Annotated in this window: 14 protein-coding genes and 1 pseudogene; 5 read left to right on the top strand and 10 right to left on the bottom strand. The window is 49.6% G+C overall.

What is annotated here, in order from left to right; translation table 11 throughout:
• Positions 1-14: 14 nt before the first annotated feature.
• From G499_RS0106360 to G499_RS20965, 3 genes are all read left to right on the top strand, one after another.
• Entirely contained in the window at positions 15-3,371 is a 3,357-nt protein-coding gene (locus G499_RS0106360; RefSeq protein WP_026999255.1) for a WGR domain-containing protein, read from the top strand.
• A gap of 180 nt (positions 3,372-3,551) precedes the next feature.
• A complete protein-coding gene (locus tag G499_RS0106355) occupies positions 3,552-5,201 on the top strand; it encodes a hypothetical protein (RefSeq protein ID WP_026999254.1) in 1,650 nt (549 codons plus the stop codon).
• Positions 5,202-5,503: 302 nt separating this feature from the next.
• Positions 5,504-6,688 (top strand): hypothetical protein, encoded by a 1,185-nt coding sequence (locus tag G499_RS20965; protein ID WP_051295991.1) that lies wholly within the window; start codon positions 5,504-5,506, stop codon positions 6,686-6,688.
• 7 nt (positions 6,689-6,695) lie between these two features.
• On the opposite strand, the gene G499_RS0106345 is transcribed toward G499_RS20965, so the two are convergent.
• The 3 genes from G499_RS0106345 to G499_RS0106335 all read right to left on the bottom strand — a co-directional run bounded on the left by G499_RS0106345 (position 6,696) and on the right by G499_RS0106335 (position 10,632).
• A complete protein-coding gene (locus G499_RS0106345; RefSeq protein WP_026999253.1) occupies positions 6,696-8,102 on the bottom strand; it encodes a PP2C family protein-serine/threonine phosphatase in 1,407 nt (468 codons plus the stop codon).
• Between the two features lie 162 nt (positions 8,103-8,264).
• Positions 8,265-8,948, bottom strand: coding sequence for a hypothetical protein (locus G499_RS20960; RefSeq protein ID WP_051295989.1), 684 nt, complete (start codon positions 8,946-8,948; stop codon positions 8,265-8,267).
• 157 nt (positions 8,949-9,105) lie between these two features.
• Positions 9,106-10,632: a 4-hydroxyphenylacetate 3-hydroxylase family protein gene (locus G499_RS0106335; protein ID WP_026999252.1), complete on the bottom strand. Its 1,527-nt coding sequence runs from the start codon at positions 10,630-10,632 to the stop codon at positions 9,106-9,108.
• A gap of 422 nt (positions 10,633-11,054) precedes the next feature.
• Between G499_RS0106335 and G499_RS0106330 the strand changes: the two are divergent.
• A pseudogene (locus tag G499_RS0106330) lies at positions 11,055-11,429 on the top strand (DoxX family protein); the annotation flags it as partial.
• Positions 11,430-11,541: 112 nt separating this feature from the next.
• Here G499_RS0106330 and cysD read toward each other — a convergent pair.
• The 3 genes from cysD to G499_RS0106315 form a co-directional block, all read right to left on the bottom strand.
• Entirely contained in the window at positions 11,542-12,435 is an 894-nt protein-coding gene (gene cysD, locus G499_RS0106325; RefSeq protein WP_026999250.1) for a sulfate adenylyltransferase subunit CysD, read from the bottom strand.
• A 393-nt stretch (positions 12,436-12,828) separates the two neighbouring features.
• Positions 12,829-13,536, bottom strand: coding sequence for a phosphoadenylyl-sulfate reductase (locus G499_RS0106320; protein WP_026999249.1), 708 nt, complete (start codon positions 13,534-13,536; stop codon positions 12,829-12,831).
• Between the two features lie 44 nt (positions 13,537-13,580).
• Positions 13,581-14,486 (bottom strand): sulfite exporter TauE/SafE family protein, encoded by a 906-nt coding sequence (locus G499_RS0106315; protein ID WP_051295987.1) that lies wholly within the window; start codon positions 14,484-14,486, stop codon positions 13,581-13,583.
• A gap of 689 nt (positions 14,487-15,175) precedes the next feature.
• Here G499_RS0106315 and G499_RS0106310 point away from each other — a divergent pair.
• Positions 15,176-16,726 carry a T9SS type A sorting domain-containing protein gene (locus G499_RS0106310; protein WP_026999247.1) on the top strand — a complete coding sequence of 517 codons (1,551 nt, stop codon included), beginning with the start codon at positions 15,176-15,178 and terminating at the stop codon, positions 16,724-16,726.
• A gap of 60 nt (positions 16,727-16,786) precedes the next feature.
• Here G499_RS0106310 and G499_RS0106305 read toward each other — a convergent pair whose 3' ends face one another.
• From G499_RS0106305 to G499_RS0106285, 4 genes are all read right to left on the bottom strand, one after another.
• Positions 16,787-19,963: a PAS domain-containing protein gene (locus G499_RS0106305; RefSeq protein ID WP_026999246.1), complete on the bottom strand. Its 3,177-nt coding sequence runs from the start codon at positions 19,961-19,963 to the stop codon at positions 16,787-16,789.
• Positions 19,964-20,324: 361 nt separating this feature from the next.
• Positions 20,325-20,972, bottom strand: a complete 648-nt coding sequence (locus G499_RS0106300; protein WP_026999245.1) for a CAP domain-containing protein — start codon at positions 20,970-20,972, stop codon at positions 20,325-20,327.
• A gap of 377 nt (positions 20,973-21,349) precedes the next feature.
• Positions 21,350-21,709: a hypothetical protein gene (locus tag G499_RS0106295; RefSeq protein ID WP_154658336.1), complete on the bottom strand. Its 360-nt coding sequence runs from the start codon at positions 21,707-21,709 to the stop codon at positions 21,350-21,352.
• 242 nt (positions 21,710-21,951) lie between these two features.
• The gene (locus G499_RS0106285) at positions 21,952-23,559 is read right to left on the bottom strand and encodes a pyruvate dehydrogenase complex dihydrolipoamide acetyltransferase (RefSeq protein WP_026999243.1); all 1,608 of its coding nucleotides are present in this window, start codon (positions 23,557-23,559) and stop codon (positions 21,952-21,954) included.
• Between the last annotated feature and the right edge of the window lie 166 nt (positions 23,560-23,725).

Raw genomic sequence — 23,725 nt, 5'->3', positions numbered from 1 at the left:
GACCAAGCAACACGATGAAAGTCATTCAACAGATAAGCCTTTTCTTTCAGGAAGGCAATTCAGATAAAGTATACGAAGTCGAGCTGTGTGAGGTAGGCCCCGAAGGTTATATCGTCAATGTACGTTATGGCCGCCGTGGAGGCACCATGGTTACCAACAGCAAAACACCCCGCGCTACAAGCCTCGACAAAGCCACCAAGATTTATGATAAGCTCGTACAAGAGAAGGTCAAGAAAGGGTATCTGGAAGCAGGAGCACCCGCGCCAGAGCGCCCGGCGGCGCCTCAAGAAATGCCTGATTTTGCATACAACGCCGATACAGCCCTCTTGCGCCGCCTGCAAGATGGTGTAGAAGGGGGCAAGACCTTCAGAACCAACTGGAAACTCAGCCGGGTGATGTGGACTGCCGGAGAGCGCAAGCTACAAGAGGCTGTGCCCTTAGTAATCCAGATTTTGAACAAACTCCTAGCAGAGAACAAGCCTATTTATGTCCTCACTCGCAAAGAGGCAACCACCCTCACCAAAGAACAGGCAGAGTTTAGCGCACAGCTCTACTCGGGGCTATGGATGCTCGCGCGCTGCGGAGATACACAGGCGGTAGAAGTGTTTCAAAAGGTGTTAGAAATCCAAGGAGTGCCTCGGTATATCCGCCGATTGGCCGCCGAAGGAGCCTTTCGTTGTGCGCCTGCCAACATACAGCAGCAAGGCTATCAGCAGATTCTGGAAAACCTAGAGGCTGACTTTCGTGAGCCTATCCAAGCCCAAAATCCGGAGCGATTACGCACCAAATTGCAAGAAAGGCTGGAAGAGAAGCAGACCAAGTACCATTTTATAGAGCAGGTTTATGCCCTTGCGCCAGCCTATCCTTGGATTAGCAAGGTGTTTGCCGAAGTGATTCAGGCTTTGCCCTTGCGCCCACCTTATTGGAGACATTTGCGGGCATTATTCAAAACAGCCGAACTACGTGATGACCACCGCATCCTAGGGGTGTTGCATTACCATATCGAAAAAACGCCCGCCTTGTTTACGAAAACCAACTATTGGCATCACCAATGGATTGGGTCTTTGGGCAGGTCTTTTGAAGTAGATGAGGAGCTTGCTCGTGAAAATTCAGAGCTTGCCTTTTCTTTGCAGACCAAGACCTACTTTCAACGCCGTGCAGCGCGACAACTGTCTACATTGGGCAAGCACGACGGCAAGGGGTATGTCCAATTGGCTACCGCCATCTTGCTGCAATACCAGCCCGAAGATGAGCGGCAGGCGACATACTACCGCCCGGGTGGTTTTTATCCCAAGTACAACAAGGACGATGGCAAGTATTACCATACAATGGCCTTCAGACCGGAGCATTACCAGTGTCATTTGTTGCATCATATCCTATCAGGCAATAACCCACACCTCAAAGCCCCTTCTGGCACCATGCTTCAGTGGAGCTTGGTAGAGGAGCGCAAACAACAAGCAGAGCGCCGTTGGGATTACCAATATAACCTCTTGACGAAGGTAGAGCAAGCACAGCTGGGGGCTGTCAAGTTTGACCGCGTTTCGGAGCGCGCCCAATGGCTGCTCGAAGAGCCTCAACGCTACAAAGCTGGCCTCACCCTGCATACCTTGAGCGAAGCTCCCGAAGCCTTTGCACAGCACTGGCAGCAAATGCCCGAAGCCTTTGTGCAACTGCTCCTGCAAAGCAAAATGAGCGCAGTGGTAGATTTTGCCTATCGCAACTTCAAAAAACACCCAGCCTACCCTGACCTTGTGCAGCGCCTCAATGCCCCAATGGTCTATCAACTGCTGCAAAGCCCGGTGGCGCTGGCGGCTTGGTTCGGCTGGGAGCTGGTGCGAGCGCGCCAAACCCTACAAACACAGCTCGACACGGTATTTGCCCTGTTGTTGAGTCGGCATAGCTTTGCCCAAGAAGCCGGTGTAACCCTGCTCGAACAAAATGCGGCGGCGCTTGTACAAGATACCGAAGGACTGTGGCGCTTGCTCTATGGCAGCCCTATCAAGCACTTGCCTCGTGTGTTGGCCTTGGTGAAGACACAGCCTTTACAAAGCGCTCAAACCGAAGTCTTGTGGGGCAAGCTCATCAGTGGGGTACTCCAGCAAGACCAGCAGCTTGATTTAGAACGCGTTCAGCTGCTCCTAGAGCTACTACGTGAAGTAGCCCCCGAAAAAATTGCCCAAATCAGTTGGGATACCCTCATTGACCTGATACAGCTTTCTAGCAACGCGGCCAAAATATTGGTGGGGACAGTATTGGTGGGCAAGCTGGCGAGCTTTCAGATACACGAAATCCCTTTCTCGCTCATCGAAACCCTGCTCGACAGCACCGAAGAAGGCGTATTGGCCAATGGGCAGGCTCTGCTCGAAGCGTATCCTTTGGCCGATAACGAGGCTCTCTGGCCACGGCTCTGGCCATTGCTGGAACACGAAGTGCTCAGCCTGCGCCAAAGCGTACAGACTACCTGTCAGCGCTTAGTTGCGCAAAGTGAGGTGTTTGGCCTAAAGCTTCGTGAGCAGGTTTTGAAGTTGTTGCTCCGCAAAGAAGCTGTCGAAGGGCTGCACGAAGAGCTTTGCCAGTTCTTGCAAGAGGGGCCGCCGCAGCTATTGTCCGGCATTTCACGCAAGCAAGTGCTCAATCTCATTTATGGCCACTACCGCACGCCGCAGTTATTGGGAACATTCTTACTCAAAACCTATCTTGAGGCCAATGACCTGACCATCCGTCAGATAGTGGCGCTTGGCAACCACGAGCTGAAAGAGCTGCGCGATTGGGTAATAGCATACTACCACAACAACCCCGCCCGCATCCGCTACGAGCGCGAAGAGGCTTTGCGTCTGCTCGATGCCAAATGGGACGACACCCGCGAGGCTGCCACGGCCTTCTTCAGTACGGTATTCGGAGAAGAAGACTGGGATTTGGATTGCCTTATCAGCATTGCCGACTCCGTACGCCCGGATATCGAAGCCTTGGGACAGTCTCTCATCAGTCGGTATTTCAAAGAAGAAGACGGGGCTACCTACTTGCTCAAACTCAGCCAACACCCCAGCGTACGAATGCAACTCTTTGCAAGCAATTACCTAGAGCGTTATGCTTCAGGACATTGGGAGCGTATTCAGTCACTCGATTTCTACTTCCGCTCTGTGCTGACTAGGGTCAACAAAGGACGTGTAGCCAAAACCCGTGTGTTGGCGTTCTTGCACAAAGAAGCCCTACAGTCTGCTAAAGTGGCGCAATGGGTAGCGCAGTTATTCAACGAATTGGTCGTTACGAACGCCGTAGAAGACAAGGCCCGCTTTATTGGCTTGCTCTACGAACTGCAACAGATGTATCCAGAGCTGGAAGTAGCCCTCAAGCCCACAGATGTGGCCTAAGCAGTACGGTGGGCTGAGGAACATCCGAGCACGAGCGTGCGAAGGATGCGAGCGCAAGCTCTCCCATAGCTCCCCACGCTCGACAGGATGGGTGAAATGCCCCTCAACGTTCAGCGCGGGGGCAACCTCAAGAAAATAAACGCCGAAACTAGATTAGCAACCCCCTAAACTGACAAGACTATGGAATTTAACTATAAATACGGCGGCAGTACGCAAGTAGTGAGCAATGCCAAGAGCGTCGAAATGTCTTTTGCGCCCGATACCTTGCGCCCGCCTACCTTTTTTGTGGGCAAATTAGCACGCAAAATCCACTTCCGAGAGGCCATATCCGCCTTACACGATGTGGTGGTGTCAGATTTGCGCTTCAAACCCAAGGACAAAGCTGCCTACAAAGAATGGGCCGCCCAACAAGAAGCGCTGTGGCTGGCCGAGTATATGGCTTCTTTTGACATAGGTGCCGTCCGGGAGAAAATCGCCTCCCTCAGAGCCGAGCTCAAAACAGTAGGAGATGAAAAAAGCCGCGTGCTGGGGCCCTTTAACAAAGCCAAGCGGGCATACTTCGACTATCTTTATGAAAAGGACAAGGAGGCTTGGTTTGTACTCGACCCCGTCATCACGGTACACCCCGACGAGGTTTTTTTTGAATGCTTCAGCCAAGATGAGTCTACCTATGGCAAACTGAGCGCAAGCTACAATGTGTTTAAGGAAATCAGCACCTTCGAATGCGGAACAACCAATATCGACTATTCCTCTGCGCTCTACAATGAGTTTCAGAAAATCAGAGACTACAAGGAGACTGACTTTACCATAGACCCCAGCGGCTTCGAAGTGCAAACCAGCAACGAAGAGGTCTACAAAGAGGTAAAAATAGACCTCCCCGACAGTTGGGTGCGCGGCTTTTTGCAGGTAAGTTCGGCGATGACACTGCCCGCTACGAGTTTTTGGCTACACCCGATGGATGTGTTCAGCATCTGCCAGCTCTTACGGCGCTTCAAAGAGAAAACCAGTCCACGTTCACTGCGCTTTATCTTGGAGCCGGGCAAACCAGTAAGGGCTATTTTTGAGCCTTGGAACAAGGAACTCGTCTTCCACCGCTCGATATTTGAAGGTGCCAAAGCCCAAGAGGTACGCCTATGGGGGCGACGACGACTGCTGATTTTGGAGCGCCTTATTCCGATTGCGCAGTGCTTCAGGGTGGTTTTGCTTGGTACGGGAATGCCCTCCTTTTACATCGCAGAGTTGGAAGGGGAAATGAGCTTTACACTGGGGCTTTCGGGCTGGACGGCCAACGACTGGTCGCGGGCAGGTAACTTTGACCTCCTCGCTCCTAGAGCAGAAGTAGATGCCCACACCCAACAGCGTGTGTTTGAAGCCCTAAAAGCCAACTGGCTAGCCACGCCCGAAGCGCTTGCCCAAAAGCTAGGGCTCGACGCGGCCACCGTCAGCGCCGCCCTAGCGGCTTATACCCAAGCCGGGCGAGTCATCTATGACCTCAACCTAGGGCTGTATCGCGCCAGAGAGTTGAGCCGCGACCCGCTAGATATGACCCTGCTGCGGTTTGCCAGCCCACAAGAGGAGCAAGCAGCGCAACTGCTCGCACAGGGCAAGGTCAAAATAAAGTCTACGGATGCTGTAGAGGGCAAGGTCATCATCTCGGGAAGGGTAGAAGACGGGCGACACATCTACCACACACGCATTGTCTTGGATGCAGACGAGCGGATGGTCGAGGGCGAGTGCCAATGTTATCACTTCCAGCAAAACCAACTCCGAAAAGGCCCTTGCGAGCACCTGCTCGCCACTCGTATGTACTGGACAGCCACAAAGCAGTAAGGTTGCGTTTCGTTGGGGCTTCCCCCGTGCCGCACGTTGAGGGCTGTGTTCCACAGACCCAAGGGGGCGCGGGGTCGCGCTTTCGGCTTTAGTCCCCGCGCTTGCGCTCGGATGTCGCTAAACCGCTTGTGCCTATGTAGCTTCGCGTTTCGGTTGTATACCCACAACAAAAGGCATCACATACGCAATTTGTAAACCAAAACAACATAAACGCTACGGCTTGCATCCCACTTGGAGGGCTTCAGATGATGCTGACTTATAAGCTGTAAAGCATATTTCCGAATATTTCAAAAACAAAGCCGATGAATATCTCCCAAAGACTCTCCCAAATTGACTGGAAAAGCCTCCAACACGCTTATGGTGATGCCGAAGCGGCAGGCGATGCCCTAGCAAAAATACTCCAAATAGCGGACGATGAGGCTTTTGCAGAGGGGATGGATTACATCTGGAGCAATCTCTACCACCAAGGGACGATTTATGACAGTACTACGGAGGCTGTCCCTTTTCTGTTAGAGGCCTTGCGCATACATCCTGAGGCAAGGCAGGAGCTGCTTTTAGCGTTCTTGTTGGCCGTATCACGGGGGAGTACCTACTATGTCCAGCACTATGACCTGATGGAAGAATGGGGCAGAGATGTAACCGGAGAAGCCTACCAACAGATATTGGCAACAGAAAAAAAGTATTGGACTCGTTGTCAAACGTTGCTTTGGGAGGGTTGGGAGCTATATGAGCAGTTGTTGGATAGTCAGAACGAAGGCATACAAGTAGCGATACCATACCTAATGGCAGTGCTTTTGTCTAAAGAAGCGGAACTACGGCCACAGCAGTGGCGTGCACAAAATTTGGCACAGGATGTTGCCGAACGTATGTGGCAAACTTGGGAGCAACCTACTCCGCTAAGTGTGGAAGGAGAATGCAGCAGGGTGTTTTTTTTGGCTCACCTGTTGCAAGACCAACCGGATATACCACAGCGTTTGACGGCTATTTTGGTCAAAACGCCCCACCTAGCAGTGCGGCTTTCTGTGGCCTTACACCTGCCATTGTTACAGGAGTATGAAAAAGCATTACCCATTTTGCTGGATGCGTTGGCGCAGGGCGAAGCGCTAGAAAATTGGTTTTCGAGCTATTTTCCTTGGTTGTGGGGCGATATTCGAGGGGTAATTGTCGAGACCTTGTGTCTTTTCCCTAAGGAATATCTGCCCCACCTAGCACCTAGTTTTTTACAAATCGTCCAAAAGGCCTCGCCTTATATGGCCGATACAGAGGTGGTTAGTATTTTGGCCTATGTGTTTGATGGTAAGAAGTTAACACAGCCTTACCACAACAACAAACTAACCGACTTAGAGCGAAAGCTGGCGCAGGCTATCTACGACAATGAAAATATCTTGTCTACAGACAATGTATCGCGTAATGCCACGAGGGCATTTGAAGCCCTGCTGGGTATTTCGGACAAGCGCCAAGATTGGGCGGCGTTGTTGGGTGGCTAAAGCTGTATCATAGCTTAATGCCTACAATCAGCCAATCGTCCGTTTGGGGGGTGTCGCCTTGCCACTCCTGCATGGTTTGTAGGAGTATGCTTTCTTGTGTGGGCATGGGGTAATGGGCAATATCTTGAATAAGCTGCCGAAACTGCTTGACCATAAACTTGCGCTGTGCGTGTCCAAATTGGTCGGGGTAGCCGTCGCTGAAGAGGTACAGACTGTCGCCCTCGTGATAAGGGATGATAGTTTCTTCAAAGACTTTCTGTTCTGTCAAGCCGCCTCCGATAGCACTTCGCGAGGCTTTGTAATGCATTAGCTGCCCGTTATGGATGCGCCACAAGGGGCGATTTGCCGTAGCAAAAGCAATCTCCTTGCGTTTGGGGTTGAGGCGCAAGAGTACCAAGTCCATCCCATCAGCAATGATTGTTTTGGTATCGGCGGCCTGCCCCAATATTTGAAGTAGGCGCTCATCAAGAAGTTGTAAAATCTTACCCGTATCGCGGTGTTTTTCGTGTACGATGAGTTGGTTGAGCGTACTTTGACCGATGACTGTCAGGAAACCACCCGGGATACCGTGGCCGGTACAATCGGCCACAGCCAAGAAAAAGGCCTCCTCATCTACTTGTTTGAGCCAATAAAAATCACCGCTGACGATATCCTTCGGCCTATAAATCACAAATCGTTCTTGCCCTAGCTGCCCCAGCTCTATGGAGTTGGGCAACATCGCCCGCTGGAGGCGTTTGGCATAATTGACACTGTCAGTGATTTGTTGGTAGGCATCCGAAAGGGCGCGGTTGTTGGTCTCTATTAGTTGGTTTTGGGTCAGCAACTCCTCACGTTGTTGGCTGATTTCCTCGTTTTTTTCTAATAAATTAAGCTTGAGCACAATCTCCCGCTTAGCCAAGAGATAACGATAGCGCACTACTGCAATCACTACCAAGGGAGTCAACAAATACCAAGTGCCGTGCATATGCCGGATAAAGTCTGTGAAACTCATTTGCTGTAGGCTGAAGCTGAGTTGTGCCCCAATGACCACACAGGCAATGACAAGGGTGTGTTGCCAATGCCACAATACGATGAAACCCGACACGACATAGAACACAATCTGGGCAAAAACGACTCCCCCAATCTCCTCCAAAGGAGTATGGAGCGAGACATATATCATATATCCCGAAATACCCAATACCAGCCCATAGCCCAGGACAATAGGCGATATTTTTTGGCGGTATGTCAAGAATGTCAGCACAGCAATCCCCAAGGCCACGGCCAAACGCAGCAAGGTGAAATGTACAAATACCTCCCAAGTACGGCCCATATAATCGGCTAAGGCAAATATTACAAATCCAACATTGAGCCATAAGGCCGACGTAAGGTGGTAGCGCAGTGTTTGTTTGTCAAGTTCTAGTTGCCAAGTTTGCATATATGGAGCAGTTACAGAAGTGAAGGCACGAGGTGCTATGATAGAAGTTTTGAGCCTCAATTTGGGAAGCGGCCAACAAAAATCAAAGATATGCAAAAAGCCCTCGAAATATACTTGCCGAGGGCTTTAGTCAGACATTTTCTACAATACAAGGCAGGCTTTTTAGGCCAATTTGGCACTGTTGCGGAGGCGCTGAGGGTAATAATAAAACACAAAACCCAAGAAAGCGACAAAGCCAATCACCAGACACGACAAGGTTTGAAGTACAATATCCCAACCAAACAAAGGGCAGCAAAAAATGAAAACAATCATCAATCCGCCCAAATATCGCCAATAATGACTTTCGGCAATGGGTAGTTTTTGCGGTTCGAGGAGTGTTGTGGTGTCATATTTTTTGAAGAAAAACTGCCACAACTCCACCTCCCAGAGCAACAAATACACGGCGGCCAAGAGCATCAGCCCGGTGATGATAGGGGTACCCCTAAAATCAAACGCAATGGTAATCAGGAAAATATTGAGCATCATCCCAAAAAAGAGACAAGCGCCCAAAAAGCTGTAGCGTTGAGTCATCAGCAAGGCTCCGGCCAAAACTTGAGACCATCCGATAAACTGCCAATAAATACCAGAAGTAACCATTACCCTAAAAAACAGCTGAATAGGTTCGAGCTGATCCAATGGCTCGTTGATGGCTGCCAATTTGATGGTGGTTAGATCTCCCGAAAGTTTGCCCATACTGATAGCGGCCATAATAAAGCCGCCACCGACCAGCAGGCGCAGGTATACAGTAAATACCTGTAAGGCAGGCCACTGTCTAAAGTAGCGTACCAAGTTGATGAGTAGTTTCATAATGATAGTTTTTTTGATGAATATACAAAAAAATTGCTCGGTTGGTAACCAAGCAACTTAAATTTGTATTATACTCAATCAAAATTGGTTTGGGAAATGTGTGTGCTGAAAATCCCCAAATCAAGTGAATAGGGGCATATTTTGATACAGCCCCAGTTTATGCAGGCTTAAATACCCGCTCAAAGTAGCTGCCCAACTCTTCGACCACGGCGGCTTTGTCGGCGGGTAGCTCAATTCCGGCCAAGACGGTAGCGAGGCGCTTTTTATACTCCAACTGCATCAGACGAGCTATCTGTACGCGCTGGGCTTGTGGCGAACCGGCTCCGTGCAGGCTTTCGGTCAGATAGCCTACCGCATTGCGGCCAAGGGTCAGGTTTTCGATCAGGCGCAGCATCCGCATACGGTCTTCGGTAGGTACAGAGGCCTTTCCTTTGAGGTATTTGCGGATGAGCTGGCCTATTTCGGGGTGGTTTAGGTCTTGCTCAGAGGGCATGGTTGCGACCATGCCCCCAGCCAAGTCTTGCGCCAAGCGACTGATTTCATAAGGCATCTTGGTTACGTGGTGCTTGCAGGTATTGGCCAGCATCGAGTCACACAAAAAGCACCCCGACTTGGTCGCATACCCCTGATAAGAGGCCGCAATTCCCGTTGCATAGACGGTCTCGTTGAGGTGGGTCATCTCTACCAGCTTGTCTTTGATGTGGGAAGCTTTCTCTACGCCGTTCATCTCTGCCACCGCCGCCGCCGCGCCAATGACTACATCGCCCACACCGCTCTTGCAGACATAGCTGCGGCGGTGATAGGCCGTAAACCGATCTACAAGCAGGGCGGCAAAATCATATTCCCCATCCATAAAAATCCACTCATTGGGGATAAAGGCATTGTCAAAAATCACCATCGCCTCTTGTCCGCCATATTGGGCATTGCCTACATCTATCGAGCCGGGCTCAAGGCTGCGCGTATCGCAAGACTGCCGCCCGTAGATATAGGTAATGCCTTCTGCATCGACAGGGATTGCGCCGATGATGGCATAGTCGCGGTCGTGCTCCCCAAGGCGCATCGTTGGCATGACGAGCATATAGTGTGCGTTGAGGCAGCCCGTTTGGTGGGCTTTGGCACCGCTGATATACACCCCCTCGGCAGTACGGCGGGTAATGCGCACAAACAAGTCCGGGTCGGCCTGCTCGTGGGGGGCTAAGCTGCGGTCGCCCTTGACATCCGTCATCGCGCCGCCAATCACACAGTTTTGGAGGTGCATCTCTTTCAGGAAAGCCAAAAACCGCTGGTGATAGGAGGTTTGGTAGGCCTCATCGATTTCGTAGCTCACCGAGTAGAGGGCATTGATGGCATCCATCCCTACGCAGCGCTGAAAACAAGTGCCGGTGAGCTGCCCCAGGCGGCGTTGCATCTTGTTTTGCATCACTAGGTCATCTGCGCTCTGGCATACGTGCAGAAAACGGCTGATTCGCTCCCCCGTCAAGGGTGAGACGACTGTGGCCAGCTCTGGAGCCTCTTCGGCTAGGCGGTAGGTGGCCGCCATGGCATTGATAGAGGGCAAGATGATGGGATGGGTCGTGATGTCGTCTACCGGTTCGCCCATAAGGTAAAGCTTGAGTTTGCGCCCACGGAGCGAGTCGAGGTAGTCTTGGGCAGAATTAATCTTGGCAATAGTGAGGTTAGTCATCAGTATACTTATTAGTTTTATAAAAATCCCAAAAACACCTTAATTATAGGGCTTTGGGGTCAATAATAGCTTAAAAATACTGAGAAATATCGAGTTTATACCAAGATTCACCTAATTTAAGGCTTCACAGGGTTTGATTTTCTGCGCATATATTTCTCAAACGTACCACTGGATATTTTTCAAATCCCATAGTTATACCAAGATTCACAAGATTTTAGGACTTACAGGATTTGATTTCCTTGATTATCAAGGGTTTTCAGTGTGCAGATTTCCCAAACCAATTGTGATTGGGTATAAAACCGTGGGCTGAGTCTACGCCACTGGATATATTGCCTTTCGTCGTTATTGTGCTTATTTCCCCCTGTTCTTGACACCTATTTAACCGCAAAGGACGCAAAGTATGCGCAAAGGTAGGGGGGGTATTCCTCTCCGAAGGTATCCAAAAATTTCTGTTTCCGGCCACACGCGGGGCGGGGCGTTTTGCCAAAATAGGTCTGCCCGAACCCGAACTCTTGGGCAGCTTGGTAGGCGGGGTAGAAGTCTTGTGTGGGGTACTGGTATTGCTGGGTTTGCTGACAGGGCTGGCCGCAGTGCCGCTCATTGTGATTATGTTGGTAGCGCTGTATACCACTAAGTTAGTCATTTTACGAGAGCAAGGTTTTTGGGAAATGCTCCATAGCAGCCGTACAGACTGGTCTATGTTGTTGGGCAGTAGCTTTTTGTGCTATTACGGAGCCGGAGCTTGGTCTGTAGACCATTACTACAGCCCCTTGCCACCCAAACGAAACTTTGGTTGAAGACACAGGAAGGAGATTAGTCCCTAACCGACTGCGAGCGTCTAGTTGCGACAATGAGGAATTGGTAGACCTGACAAGCCTAAAGCGCCTATCAGGCCTATTCAGGGGGGGACTAAAAATACCCCACCTTCTTGCGGTCTTCCATAGCGGCTTCCGACTGTTTGTCGTCGATGCGTGCGCCGCGCTCTGTGATGTTGGCGTGGGTAATCTCTTCAATCACGGCCTCCATCGTGTCGGCCTCGGAGAGTACGGCAGCCGTACAGGTCATATCGCCGATGGTGCGGAAGCGCACCTGCTTGTGTTGAATTTCGTCGGGCGAGTCGATACGGATAAAGGGATTCAGCGCCATCCATTGCCCTTCGACCTCCACACAAGGGCGCTCATGTGAGAAGTAAAGCGTGGGCAGCGCAATTCCTTCGCGGTGTAGGTAGTTCCAAACATCCAGCTCTGTCCAGTTGCTGATGGGGAAGGCCCTCACGTTTTCGCCCTTATGGATGCGTCCGTTGTAGATATTCCACAGCTCTGGGCGTTGGAGTTTGGGCTGCCATTGGCCGAAATCATCCCTTACCGAAAAAATACGCTCTTTGGCGCGGGCCTTCTCCTCATCGCGGCGTGCCCCGCCAATGCAGGCATCAAAGCCGTTCTCCTCAATCACACGCAGCAGCGTATGCGTTTGGAGTGCATTGCGGCTGATGTATTTGCCACCTGTTACATCAGAGATGGCGCCGCTGTCGATATCATCCTGCACATAACCCACAATCAGCTCCTCCCCAATGCGGGCAATCAGCTCATCACGAAACCGAATCGTCTCCTCAAAATTATGCCCTGTGTCGATATGTACCAGCGGAAAGGGCAGCTTGCCCGGGCGGAAGGCCTTCAGCGCCAGGTGTACCAAGGTAATCGAATCCTTCCCCCCCGAAAAAAGCAGGGCAGGGCGCTCAAACTGTCCGGCTACCTCACGCAAAATATGAATAGCCTCGGCTTCTAATTGACTTAAATAATCCATCTCGTTGATGCTTTTTCGTGAATGATATTTTATGTTGCCCGTACCCTCTCTACAAAGGCACTGACTTGTTTTATTTTTTGGGGCTTGCCCTTCGGGCCGGGCTAGGCGGCTGTACTCCTCGCACTTCGTGCTGTGGGGTACTGCTCGCCTATCCCTAAGCCGCGTACGCCGGCGTAGTTTCGTAGGCTAAGCCCATACTTCACTTAGAGCTTGTTTAAAATGCTCCTCATCGACACCAAAACGTTACTTTTTGGTTGTTATGTCGTTCAAAATGCCTGCCGTAGCCCTCCCACGATTAAAATCGTGGGCTAGAGGTAACGACTACGTTTTTTGCCTAATAACAGCACAAAAATCACCTGTTTTGAGTGCCGCGCTGAAAATTCAAACAAGATCTTAGGCCTTATGCAGCCCACATTCTTTCTTGGAGGCATCCTCCCACCACCAGCGTCCGGCGCGAAAATCCTCTCCCGGCTGAATCGCCCGTGTACAGGGTTGGCAACCTATGCTCACAAAGCCCTGCTCGTGCAAAGGATTGAAAGGCACGGCATACTCCTTGACCAAAGCCTTTACTTCGGCTTCGCTCCAATAGAGCAAGGGGTGAAACTTCCAGATATTACGTGCTTCATCCAGTTCCCATTGGGGCATCTCTTGACGGTTGGCCGAGTGCTCCGCCCGAATGCCCGTAATCCAACAGGCTGCCCCTTCCAGCGCACGGTTAAGGGGTTGCACCTTGCGGACAAAACAACACTCTTTGCGGTTTTCGACCGAATCATAAAAGCTAAACATCCCCTTGCTATTGACCAAGCGCTCTACCGCCGCCGACTCCGGAAAATACACCTCAATATTGGTTTTGTAGCGAGCATTGGTACGTTGCAGCACCTCATACGTTTCGGCAAACATCCGTCCGGTATCGAGGGTAAAAATGCGGATGGGGAGTTGGTTGGCCAGTATCCAATGGCTAATCAGTTGATCCTCATAGCTCAAGCTGCTTGAGAAGACAATCCGTCCGGCATAAGCCTTGGCAAGCTGCCGCAGCCCCGCGATGATTTCGGCCTCGCTGCGGGCTACCTCCGGCACAAAAGAAGAAACATTACTTGACATATCGCTCGTATTTGATGACTATCGATGAATTTCTGCAAACACATTTACCCCCAAAGCACCTTGCTGATAGACCAGCTATTGAGCAAGATGATGAATAACCCCACCACAACCATCAGTGCCTTAGGCGAGATGTAGCGCGTCAGGTAGGCCGAGAAAAACGAAGCCGGCACACCCCCTACGACAATCCCCACGATGGCAATCCAACTTTCGGGCGAAAAGCTCAGCAAGGCCATAAAGATAACAGCGGCAGTTACTTTGACAAAAAACTCTGTAAAATTGGCCGTACCAATAGCATAGCGCGGCTGTCTTCCACTGCTGATAAGATGAGAGGTAACGATAGGCCCCCAGCCACCGCCACCGATAGAGGTTACTGTACCGCCAATAAAGCCCAAAAGTCGTAACGGGCTTTGTTCGCGAGGTTTGCCCCCCAGTTTTTGAAAAGCCTTGAAGATGATAAAAAAGCCCATCCCGATAAGGTATACGGATACAATGGGTTTGATGACCCCACGGTCTATCCAGAGCAGCAACACCGCTCCAGTAAGTACTCCCAATATGCCCGGCAGCACCAATTGGGCAAACAGCTTGCGGTTTACATTGCCTAGGCGCAGGTGCATATAGCCCGACGTGGCCGTGGTGAAAATCTCAGTGGTATGTACTACCCCGCTCGCCATCATTGGGTGAAAGCCCAAGGCCAACAAGGTAGATGTAGTCGTAATACCGTAGCCCATCCCTATGGCTCCGTTGAGTGTTTGGGCAATCAACCCTAGCGCTACATAGGTGAGTGTCAGCCCCCAGTTGACAGGGCTGAGCAGCTGTGGAATGATGGCATAAGCCCCCAAATACCAGCCAGTTACTAATATTCCGATAAGCCCTAGGCTCAAAAAAATCCCGAGGATAACGAGACGGTGGTCGGCCACATATTGGCGCAGAACGAGGAGTTTGGCGTACATACAGCATTAACTCTATAAAAAAGATAGACTATGTGTTTTGTGTTGCAAATGTACAACATCCGCACAAAACCCGAAAGTTTGCTGAAAAAAAATCTACTAAATAGGTAGAGATACTTAGTTTGTAGTCTTATTTGGAGTGTTGATAGTATTTTTTGAAGGTGAAATGTGTCGAAATCTAAGCTTTCTATTAATAGGGGATAGGTATGTGCAAACACACATTCCTCACCGCCCACCCCCACATTGATGCATTGGTGGCAAAAACAGCAGCAACTAACACCTTTGGAGCCTAGGCGCGAGTGTAAGGCTTGTTATCACCAAGAAATGAGGGTTTGCGCGATGTATGGAAGCTAAATAATTTTATATTGATAAAGGGCTTATTGAAAAATAATGACGACTTTATAAATTGAAATGTAATGTTTATAAATAAATATAAGCATTTAAACTAAAAATATATCACTTTTGATAAATTCACTATTAAACCCTTTTATCAAATGTATTACGCACGAAACTTATCAATGAGTCTAGGTCTGATATTGACCATAGCGCTGGGTGTCTTAAATGCCCAAAATCGCATTCCTAACCCTAGCTTTGAGAACCTGTCGACTTGTCCGACACATGAAAGTCAAATTCATTTGGCTATATCTTGGAGCAAAGGTTGTGGCCCTGTATCTACCAACACGCCTGATATTATGGCAACATGTGCCATTTACAATCCCAATATTGCGTTCTCTGATATAGGAGTGCCAATCAATGCCGGAACCCGAGGAATTATTGTCAATGGTCAAGTTGTGGGACTGATGCCTAAACATGGCAACAACTATGTACATCTTCGCCGTGGTGATATGATAGAGTCTGTGAGGAGTAATTTCACACAACCCCTTGCACTAGGTAAAGAATACAAAATACAGGTTTGGGCGGCGCTTACTTGCCCGACAGGTGTCAACCCTTTAGTATTTAACCAAAATACAGGCGTTGAGCTTAGGTTGCTCAATACAGCACCAGGGGCAGATAATTGCAACACTACATTGACTGTACCTCTGAATGGCACATTTGTACGCAGAGGGGAGTGGCGTTTGTTTGAAGCTACATTTAAGGTTTCTGATTTGATGATAGCTGCCGGTATGCCCCTTGAGTTTGATGACCCTAACAATGAGTTTGGCGTACACAGAACTTTTCGACAAACTTTCGAAATTCGCCCAAAAGCGAACCAATCAGGTATGTCGGAGAATATATTTATTGACGATTTATCCTTGGTAGAAACACCTTGTAACCTCAATCCGTCTTATGTATATGCTATAGGTTGTAATAAGAAGTCTAATCAAGTAATTATACAAGTAGCTGGAAATGTATCGTACACAAACAGTATGTGGCAGTTGTATCGTATGAATGGAAATAGTACGCTTGATCAAAACATCATCTCTCTCGAACAAACCTTGCCAAACGGAACCAATGCAGGACAGTTTGCCGTACCCAATATTCCTAGAGCATATTATATGATCAAACGTGGGGTTTGGGAAGGACACGGGGGCTGCCCTTGGGCGGAGCAGCGCCGTGTATTCCAAATTCCGGTGTTCAACGACCCCGTCAATGCTGATTTTTCATTCAGTTTCAGCTCGTCTGGCGCTGGCAGCCCCCTCAACTTACAGCTTACAGCCAGCGACCCTACCAACACCCTCAGTGCTTGGCTTATGTTCCAAAGCCCCACAGACTTGCCTCCACCGCCTGCCGATTTATCTAGCTTTGGAGGGTGGACTCTTGCGGCGATTGTTCCGAATAATGTGCCCACTACCAACACCCATACATTTTCGGGTTTACAATCAGGACAGTATTATTTGGTACGACATTATGCCCGACACAATTGCTCTCAGAATCATTTTGTCGACAAAGTACTCTATGCTTTTCAGCGGAGAGATGGGCAGATGGTACTGAGAGAGGAAGCGCAGTATATACAGACAATGGAAAAAGGAGACATCCCTGAGTTGTTTGAGGCTTTGGCCACAGAACTTGAAAATAAGTTGGTTTTGTTTCCTAATCCCGCATCTAATCTATTGAATATAAGTCTTTTGACCAACGAGGAGAGCCACCTACTCATTACCAGCACAGACAACAAGGTGATGTTGGATACAAAAGTACAAAAACAACTTAGTATAGACATCAGTAGCTGGAAATCAGGGATTTACTTTGTGAGAATTCGTAATTCACAGGGGTTCATCCAAGAGCGTTTGTTGATAGAGCGCTAAGAGATGTAGGGTATCAACGACAAGCCGCTAGGTATGCTTTAGTGTTTCAAGGGCGGCTTGTCATCCCTGTTCTTCGGCAATGGCTTCGGCAACCAATTGGAGAACGGTGTGTAGTTCTTGTTCGATATTTTGGGAAATCTGCTGTGCCGTTGGGTAGTCAAAAGGCTCTAGGCTTTCGAGTTGTTGGCAATAAGTGGCCAATATCTCAAAGCAAGCACTGAGGGCGCTACCCTTGAGTGCGTGGGCTTTTGATTGGATGTGTTCAGGGGGGAAGCCTTGCGCCAAGCTGTCGAGCAGGGCATTGGCTTGCTGCTGGAGTACGCCACTATTGACCGCATTCAGCACCCTATGCAATGCTGCTTTATCTTTGCCTAGCCGCTCTATCAAGCGGTTTTGGTTGAAATGTTGGGCGTTGGTGTTATCAAAAGCCCAGTGAATGGGTGTATAATTTTGGCGGTTGTGGGCAGTGTTTGTATCGAGCCAATAGCGTAATATTTGGGCTAGTTTTTGGCTATCGATAGGTTTGCTGAGGTAATCATCCATACCAGCAGCAAGACACCGCTCGCGTTCCCCCCCGAGCGTGCCGGCGGTCAGGGCGATAACCGGCAGCCGTGGCGCTTGTGTTTGCGCCTCTTGAGCTCGAATACGGCTTGCGGTTTCGTATCCACTCATTTCGGGCATTTGGATGTCCATCAGCACCAAGTCAGGGCGGGTAGTTTGTAACAAGCGCAGCGCCTCAATGCCGCTTTCGGCCTCTATTACAACAGCATTGGGGAGTAAGACCTTTACAAGCGCCGTGGCCAAAAGCCTGTTGAGAGGGTTGTCATCAGTAAGCAGGATACGAAAGGATTGCTCCGAAATTGCTTGAAAATCACTACGAGATGCCTGTTCTTGCGCCAGAGGCTCAGCCAACAACTCCATAACCTGTTGTTCGTTGATAGGTTTCTGAAGGCAACCTTGGGCGCTCAGCTCTGGGTCAGTACAGCTTTTTATCGCCTCCCTATCGATGGGTTGGTAAAGCAGAAAAACAGGCAATAACGCCGGAGATAACTGCAACTGTGTCCGTATTTTGCGCAAAACTTCCATCCCATTCATAAATGGCATGTCATAGCCAATCAGCACCATATCATAGGGGCAGGGTCTGACACTCAAGGCTTGTAGTGCGCTGAGTCCGTCGGCTTTGTAGCTTGCCTCAACGCCCAGCTTCCCGAATACTGTCTGTAGAATCAAACCATCTTGAACAGGGTGATCTACAATCAGTACGCGGCGCGTATCAGGAGAGGTATCTCGTTCGGGTTGTTGGCTGGGGGTTTCTGTTTTGACTTTGAGCCAGAAAAAAAACCGACTTCCTTGGCCAATATCGCTTTCGAGTTGTATTCTACTACCCATCAGTTGCAATAACTTACTCGAAATAGCCAATCCAAGCCCCGTGCCTCCATACTTTCGGGTGATAGAGCTATCTTCTTGGGCAAAGGCCTTAAAAACAGTTCGGTGTTTATCGGGGGCGATGCCGATACCTGTGTCGTTTACGGCAAAGTATAGTTCGCTAGTCCCCGGTATGGTGTCAGTATTTTCCTTGAGTTGCAATAACAAGCTTACGGAGCCTTTTTCGGTAAACTTAACCGCATTGCTGAGTAGGTTGGTCAGCACCTGCCTTAGGCGTAGCGCATCTACCCAAGCAAATTGAGGGACTTGTGGGGCGCACTCCCAGCGCAGTTGTAGGCCTTTTTCTTGTGCCTTGAACCGTATCAGGCTGATAACCTGCTCACACATCAAGCGAAGGTCGGTTTTTTCGAGTGACAGCTCCATTTTCCCAGCTTCTACCTTAGAAAAATCAAGGATGTCATTGACCAAGTCGAGCAGGGTATTGCTAGCCTGATTGACTGCGTTGAGGTATTTGCGCTGGGTATTGTCTAGGGGGCTGCGTTGTAGTAGTTCTGAAAAACCGATGATGCTGTTGAGTGGAGTACGGATTTCGTGGCTCATATTGGCCAAAAAAGCCGATTTGGCCAAGTTGGCGCGGATGGCACTTTCGCGGGCCTTGATCAGTACTTCTTCATTACGTTTGGCCTTGGAGATATTTTGCAGCGTGCCATACATCCGCTTACATAGATTCCCTTGATGCTCTGCATTGCCCAGAGCCCGCACCCACAGATGATGTCCTTGGCTGGTGATCAGTTCCAAATCTAGACTGAAAGGCCTTTTGTCAAAAATAAGCTGCCGAAAGGCGTTTTCGAGGCGCTGGCGGCTTTCGGGCGCATAAAAATCCAACAACTTGGGGTAGCTAGGTTGGTAATCGTAAGGGACACTGTGGATATCACAGATGGTGGGAGTCCAGTAGGCTTCTTGCGTATCAAAGTGATATTCCCAGCCACCTACCAAGGCTACTTTATTGGTTTGCTCTAAAAAGGCACGCGTACGTAGCAGCTCGGCCTCAGCTTGTTTGCGTTCGGTAATATCCCAAATCAGACCGTCAAGGTAGATCAAATCACCTTCATCGGTGTGTACGCCTACCCCTTTTTCATATACCCAACGTACACGGCCATCCTGATGGATAATACGGTACTCCAGCTCATAGGGCAGGTGCTGGGCGATGGCAGTGTCGACTTCGTGGCGGATACGCTCGAAATCTTGCGGATATATGAGTGAGCGCCAAGTAACTTCTTTTTTCATAAAAGTCTCAGCCGTATAACCACTGACCGCATAGGTCTGTGGGCTGACATAGCGGGGAGTCCAGTACTCATCGTTTTGGGTACGGTAGGTAATTCCTAAAAGATTGTCCACTAATGACTTGAAGTGGTTTTTGTGCGATTGTAAGCGCTCCTCAATACCTAGTGCGTGGCTTTCCATTAGGCTATTGGCTCCTAATACACGGATGGGCTGACCTTGGGGGTTGTATTGGTACAACAACTCGCAGCGCATCCAAAAGGAGTGCCCGTCGCGATGTTGGTAGTTGAGAATAACAACCCCATTAGGAGCCTGTGTTTTGGCATCTTGTTGCAGTGTTTCTTGTAAGATTTGCCAAGAGGCTGGCAACAAGGTTTTTTCCCAAGAAGGCAAGGTATCTGCCTGACTATAGCCCAGAACTTGGCGCAGCTTAGGATTGAACCAGAATCGGGCGGGAGCTTCGAGATTCCAATACCAGCAACCATCTAGGGCATATTGTTGTATAAAATCAAACAGCGTTGCCGATTGACCGAGTTGATGTTGTAGTTCGTAGGCCAGCGTTTTATCCATTGTGCCAAAATATAGGTATTGTCAAGTAGATACGTTGGTGTCAAGTAGTAGGTAGCGAGTATTGTGAGGTGGAGGCGTTGTTGTATGAGGTGAATGTACACACCCATTGGTAGGTAACTGCCCAATCAGGGTTGGCCACCATCATCACTAGGCAAACAAGGCATGGCTCCTTCGGTCTTCTTGTGTGGTTGTATATATGTTGTGCTGGATTACAAAATACAACGACTTATCAGTAGTAAATGATGAGAAGGCAATGTGTGCAATTTGGGTATGATAATTTCCGAAAAATAACTGACAATAACAACAAATCTGTGTGTATTTCTGCTTGAAACCTCGGCAACAACCCTCTAAAGCGAGCATTTTACTGCTCAGGGTCTTCTTCTTTGCCAAACCACATCACGGCGTACTGCCCTACGATACCGATACCGATGGCTTGCCAGTTATATTTTGCCCAAATGCCTTCATTGATGATGACTTGGTTGTGGCCGCTGCTGCCTTTCCAAGCGGCCAAGGCTCCTGCGGCATTGGCTTTGCCACCGCTCCAATAGCTGACCTCAAATCCATAGCCGGGGTATTTGGTCAGTTCGCGGGGCTTTTCCCACATACAGGCGGCTTGTGCGTGGTCATCGGTATAGCAACAAGGTTTCCAATTGCCCTTATCAGACCAACTGTGCATATTACACCCAGCGGCGCTGTTGGGTGGGTTTTCGGCCAAATCGTGGGCGTGTGTTTGCGCCACAAAAGTCATAGATTTAGACAAGGGGATGGCTGGTAGTCCTTTGGATTTGCGGTATTCCATCACAAGGCGGTATAGCTCCTGCTCCTCAGCACTTAGTGAGATGCTTGCGCTTTGCTGTTGCTCGACGCTGTTCGTGCTTTGGGTATTGGTTCTTTGTGGGCCAGGTTTGAGGCCTTGTCTTTCTGTTTTGATGCGTTGTTGGGCATAGGTAAGGTTTGTGGCAGAGAGTAGTAGGCTAGCCCACAGCAAAATATAAAAAATAGTGTGCATAGGGGAGGTCTGTTAGGGGAGTTGTTGGTGATTATTGCTTCAATGGTACGTATATCGAGCAAAAGGGTTGCTATTTATGGTTTATGACATCACATAAAATCTTTTGAAAAACCCACAACAGGGATACGCTTTTGTGGATAAATATGTATCAATAACAGGGGGAGCAAAATGAGCACAACAACGTGTCGTGAGCTGAGGCCTGATTTTGGAAGTACAATGAGGCTTAGCCCACAGTGTTACCTGTGGGGTTTGAAAAATGCCCGGTATCGTGCTTGGGCTTTATGAACTACACAACAATAACGGGGTATCAACAAAAAAAGCCTATAACCTTGTTTTCAAGGCGATAGGCTTTGGGAGATGTTCAATCAGGAGTGTGTTTAGTAGCTGTCGTCTATCCGGCGGTGCAGCGACCAAACATGGCCATTGGTATTATACACCTCGATTTGGTCGATAAATGCGTGATAGTAGAGGTAATAGAGGTTTCCGACACCATCTTTGACAGTATAGTTGAAATCTCCTTCGTCATAGTCGCTATAGTCAAGGCTGACGATGGTGAAGCTATGCCACTCATTCTCAGCAGAAAACTTCACATCCGTAATCTCATAGTCATCACCGACAACCAACCATACCGAAAACTCATCACCATCGTATACAAAGTAGTCTTGGGCAGTAGCGGTGTTTGGCAAAATGGCCCACATTAGGCAGACCGTAGCGAAGGTCAATAGATGTTTTATCATGGGAGTAGAATGGGGTTGGTATTTGTAAATAATCACTTTGTTGATCTAGGTCAACTTTCAGTGATTTATACTTATCTGTGTGATACAAGTTGCGATTTGTAGCGGCACAATTTACGAATAGCTGATTTGACTATACCAGCAGGTGGTTTTTGTTATCCAATGGCAGGGGAGGGGGAGCAAAAAAATCCCCGGTGGCGGTGAGGCCATCGGGGAACATAAGGACTATTAGACCACTGAGGGACTTAAATCAGCATACGTACAGGTGCTTCTAGTAGTTCTTTGAGGGTTTGTAAGAAGGCCGCGCCAGAGGCTCCGTCGACTACGCGGTGGTCGCAAGAGAGCGTTACCTTCATTACGTGTCCGATGGCGAGCTGCCCATTGTCTACCACAGGGGTTTGTTTGATACCACCCACGGCCAAGATACAGGCATTGGGAGGGTTGATGATGGCCGTAAACTCATCGATACCAAACATTCCGAGGTTAGAGACCGCAAAGGTGTTGCCCTCCCAGTCGGTGGGTTGTAGTTTTTTATCCTTGGCACGTTGGGCCAGCGACTTGACCTCTTCGGCTATTTCGGCCAAGGAGCGGGTATCTGTAAAGCGCACTACCGGCACAAGCAGCCCCTCGTCTACGGCTACAGCTACGCCTACGTGTACGTGTTGGTAGTAGCGGATTTTGTCGCCCAGCCAAGCGGCATTGATGGCAGGATGCTTGCGCAAGGCCATTGCCGAAGCCTTGACAACCAAGTCGTTGAAAGAGATTTTGGTAGGCGAAACAGCATTGAGTTGGGTGCGGGCTTCCATCGCAGCGTCCATCCTGATTTCCATCGTGAGGTAGAAATGCGGCGCTTGGAACTTGCTTTCTGATAGGCGGCGGGCAATGGTTTTACGCATTTGCGACACAGGTTTGTCTTCGTAACGCTCTGCGGCAGCGGTTGCAGCGGCCATCACCCCTTGGCTGGCTTGGCCATTGCTGCCAGCTACGGGCTGGAAGGTCTCCACATCGCGCTTGACAATGCGACCGTGGTCGCCAGAGCCTTTAATCTGACGGATGTCATAGCCGCGTTCTTCGGCCATTGCTTTGGCCAAAGGCGATATTTTGACACGCCCTCCCTCGGTAGTTGTGGGGGTGGTCGTTGCAGCATTGTGGGTTGCCGTTGCAGTAGCCGGACTAGGGCTGGCAGCGGCAACAACAGCAGGCGCAGGTGCGCTTTTGCTCACACTAGCCCCTTGCAACAGTGCTTGGTAATTGGCGCCGGCCTCTCCGACAATATAAAGTGGGGCATCTACAGGCACACTGCCGCCGTTTTCTACCGCTACATAGAGCAGCACCCCGTCCTCATAAGCCTCTAGCTCCATGGTGGCCTTGTCTGTTTCGACTTCGGCAATCACATCTCCTGACTTGATTTTATCACCTACTTTCTTGAGCCACTGCGCAATGATACCCTCTTCCATCGTGTCGCTCATCTTGGGCATACGCACCAATTCTGCCTTGATATTGGACGTATCTACCTGGGCACTGGGTGCTGCCGAGCTTTCTGCTGCCTTGGGGGCAGTGGCAGGAGCGGCGGCCTTGTCGACACCGGGGCTGAGCAAGTGGTCGTATGCCTCTCCGGCTTCTCCTACGATATACAAAAGTCCGTCTACGGGTACGCTGCCGCCGTTTTCTACCGCTACATAGAGCAGCACCCCGTCCTCATAAGCCTCTAGCTCCATTGTAGCCTTGTCTGTTTCGACCTCGGCAATCACATCTCCTGACTTGATTTTATCGCCTACTTTTTTGAGCCATTGAGCGATTACCCCCTCTTCCATTGTGTCGCTCATCTTGGGCATAAATACTTGTTGTGCCATAGGTATGTGGTCTGAATTGATTTGTATTGCTTTTGTTGTTGTCAAAAAATTCTGAACTCAAAAATAATACGCTTTGTGCAAGATACACAAGAAATAGTCATTTTTTGCGCCTAAGCCCAAGTCTTTAGCCCCAAATAGTGCTTTTGAGTAAGGCAATCACCCCACC

Origin of the sequence: Eisenibacter elegans DSM 3317, assembly GCF_000430505.1 — a bacterium.
Lineage (GTDB): Bacteria > Bacteroidota > Bacteroidia > Cytophagales > Microscillaceae > Eisenibacter > Eisenibacter elegans.
The sequence above is the reverse complement of the archived record's forward strand: the minus strand, read 5'-3'. Positions and strand labels throughout refer to the sequence as shown.

What these genes read in the sequence shown, in the direction of transcription:
- G499_RS0106360 (WP_026999255.1), top strand. Translation starts at nt 15, where the DNA reads ATGAAAGTCATTCAACAGATAAGCCTTTTCTTTCAGGAAGGCAATTCA.
- G499_RS0106355 (WP_026999254.1), top strand. Translation starts at nt 3,552, where the DNA reads ATGGAATTTAACTATAAATACGGCGGCAGTACGCAAGTAGTGAGCAAT.
- G499_RS20965 (WP_051295991.1), top strand. Translation starts at nt 5,504, where the DNA reads ATGAATATCTCCCAAAGACTCTCCCAAATTGACTGGAAAAGCCTCCAA.
- G499_RS0106345 (WP_026999253.1), bottom strand. Translation starts at nt 8,102, where the DNA reads ATGCAAACTTGGCAACTAGAACTTGACAAACAAACACTGCGCTACCAC.
- G499_RS20960 (WP_051295989.1), bottom strand. Translation starts at nt 8,948, where the DNA reads ATGAAACTACTCATCAACTTGGTACGCTACTTTAGACAGTGGCCTGCC.
- G499_RS0106335 (WP_026999252.1), bottom strand. Translation starts at nt 10,632, where the DNA reads ATGACTAACCTCACTATTGCCAAGATTAATTCTGCCCAAGACTACCTC.
- cysD (WP_026999250.1), bottom strand. Translation starts at nt 12,435, where the DNA reads ATGGATTATTTAAGTCAATTAGAAGCCGAGGCTATTCATATTTTGCGT.
- G499_RS0106320 (WP_026999249.1), bottom strand. Translation starts at nt 13,536, where the DNA reads ATGTCAAGTAATGTTTCTTCTTTTGTGCCGGAGGTAGCCCGCAGCGAG.
- G499_RS0106315 (WP_051295987.1), bottom strand. Translation starts at nt 14,486, where the DNA reads ATGTACGCCAAACTCCTCGTTCTGCGCCAATATGTGGCCGACCACCGT.
- G499_RS0106310 (WP_026999247.1), top strand. Translation starts at nt 15,176, where the DNA reads ATGGCAACATGTGCCATTTACAATCCCAATATTGCGTTCTCTGATATA.
- G499_RS0106305 (WP_026999246.1), bottom strand. Translation starts at nt 19,963, where the DNA reads ATGGATAAAACGCTGGCCTACGAACTACAACATCAACTCGGTCAATCG.
- G499_RS0106300 (WP_026999245.1), bottom strand. Translation starts at nt 20,972, where the DNA reads ATGCACACTATTTTTTATATTTTGCTGTGGGCTAGCCTACTACTCTCT.
- G499_RS0106295 (WP_154658336.1), bottom strand. Translation starts at nt 21,709, where the DNA reads ATGATAAAACATCTATTGACCTTCGCTACGGTCTGCCTAATGTGGGCC.
- G499_RS0106285 (WP_026999243.1), bottom strand. Translation starts at nt 23,559, where the DNA reads ATGGCACAACAAGTATTTATGCCCAAGATGAGCGACACAATGGAAGAG.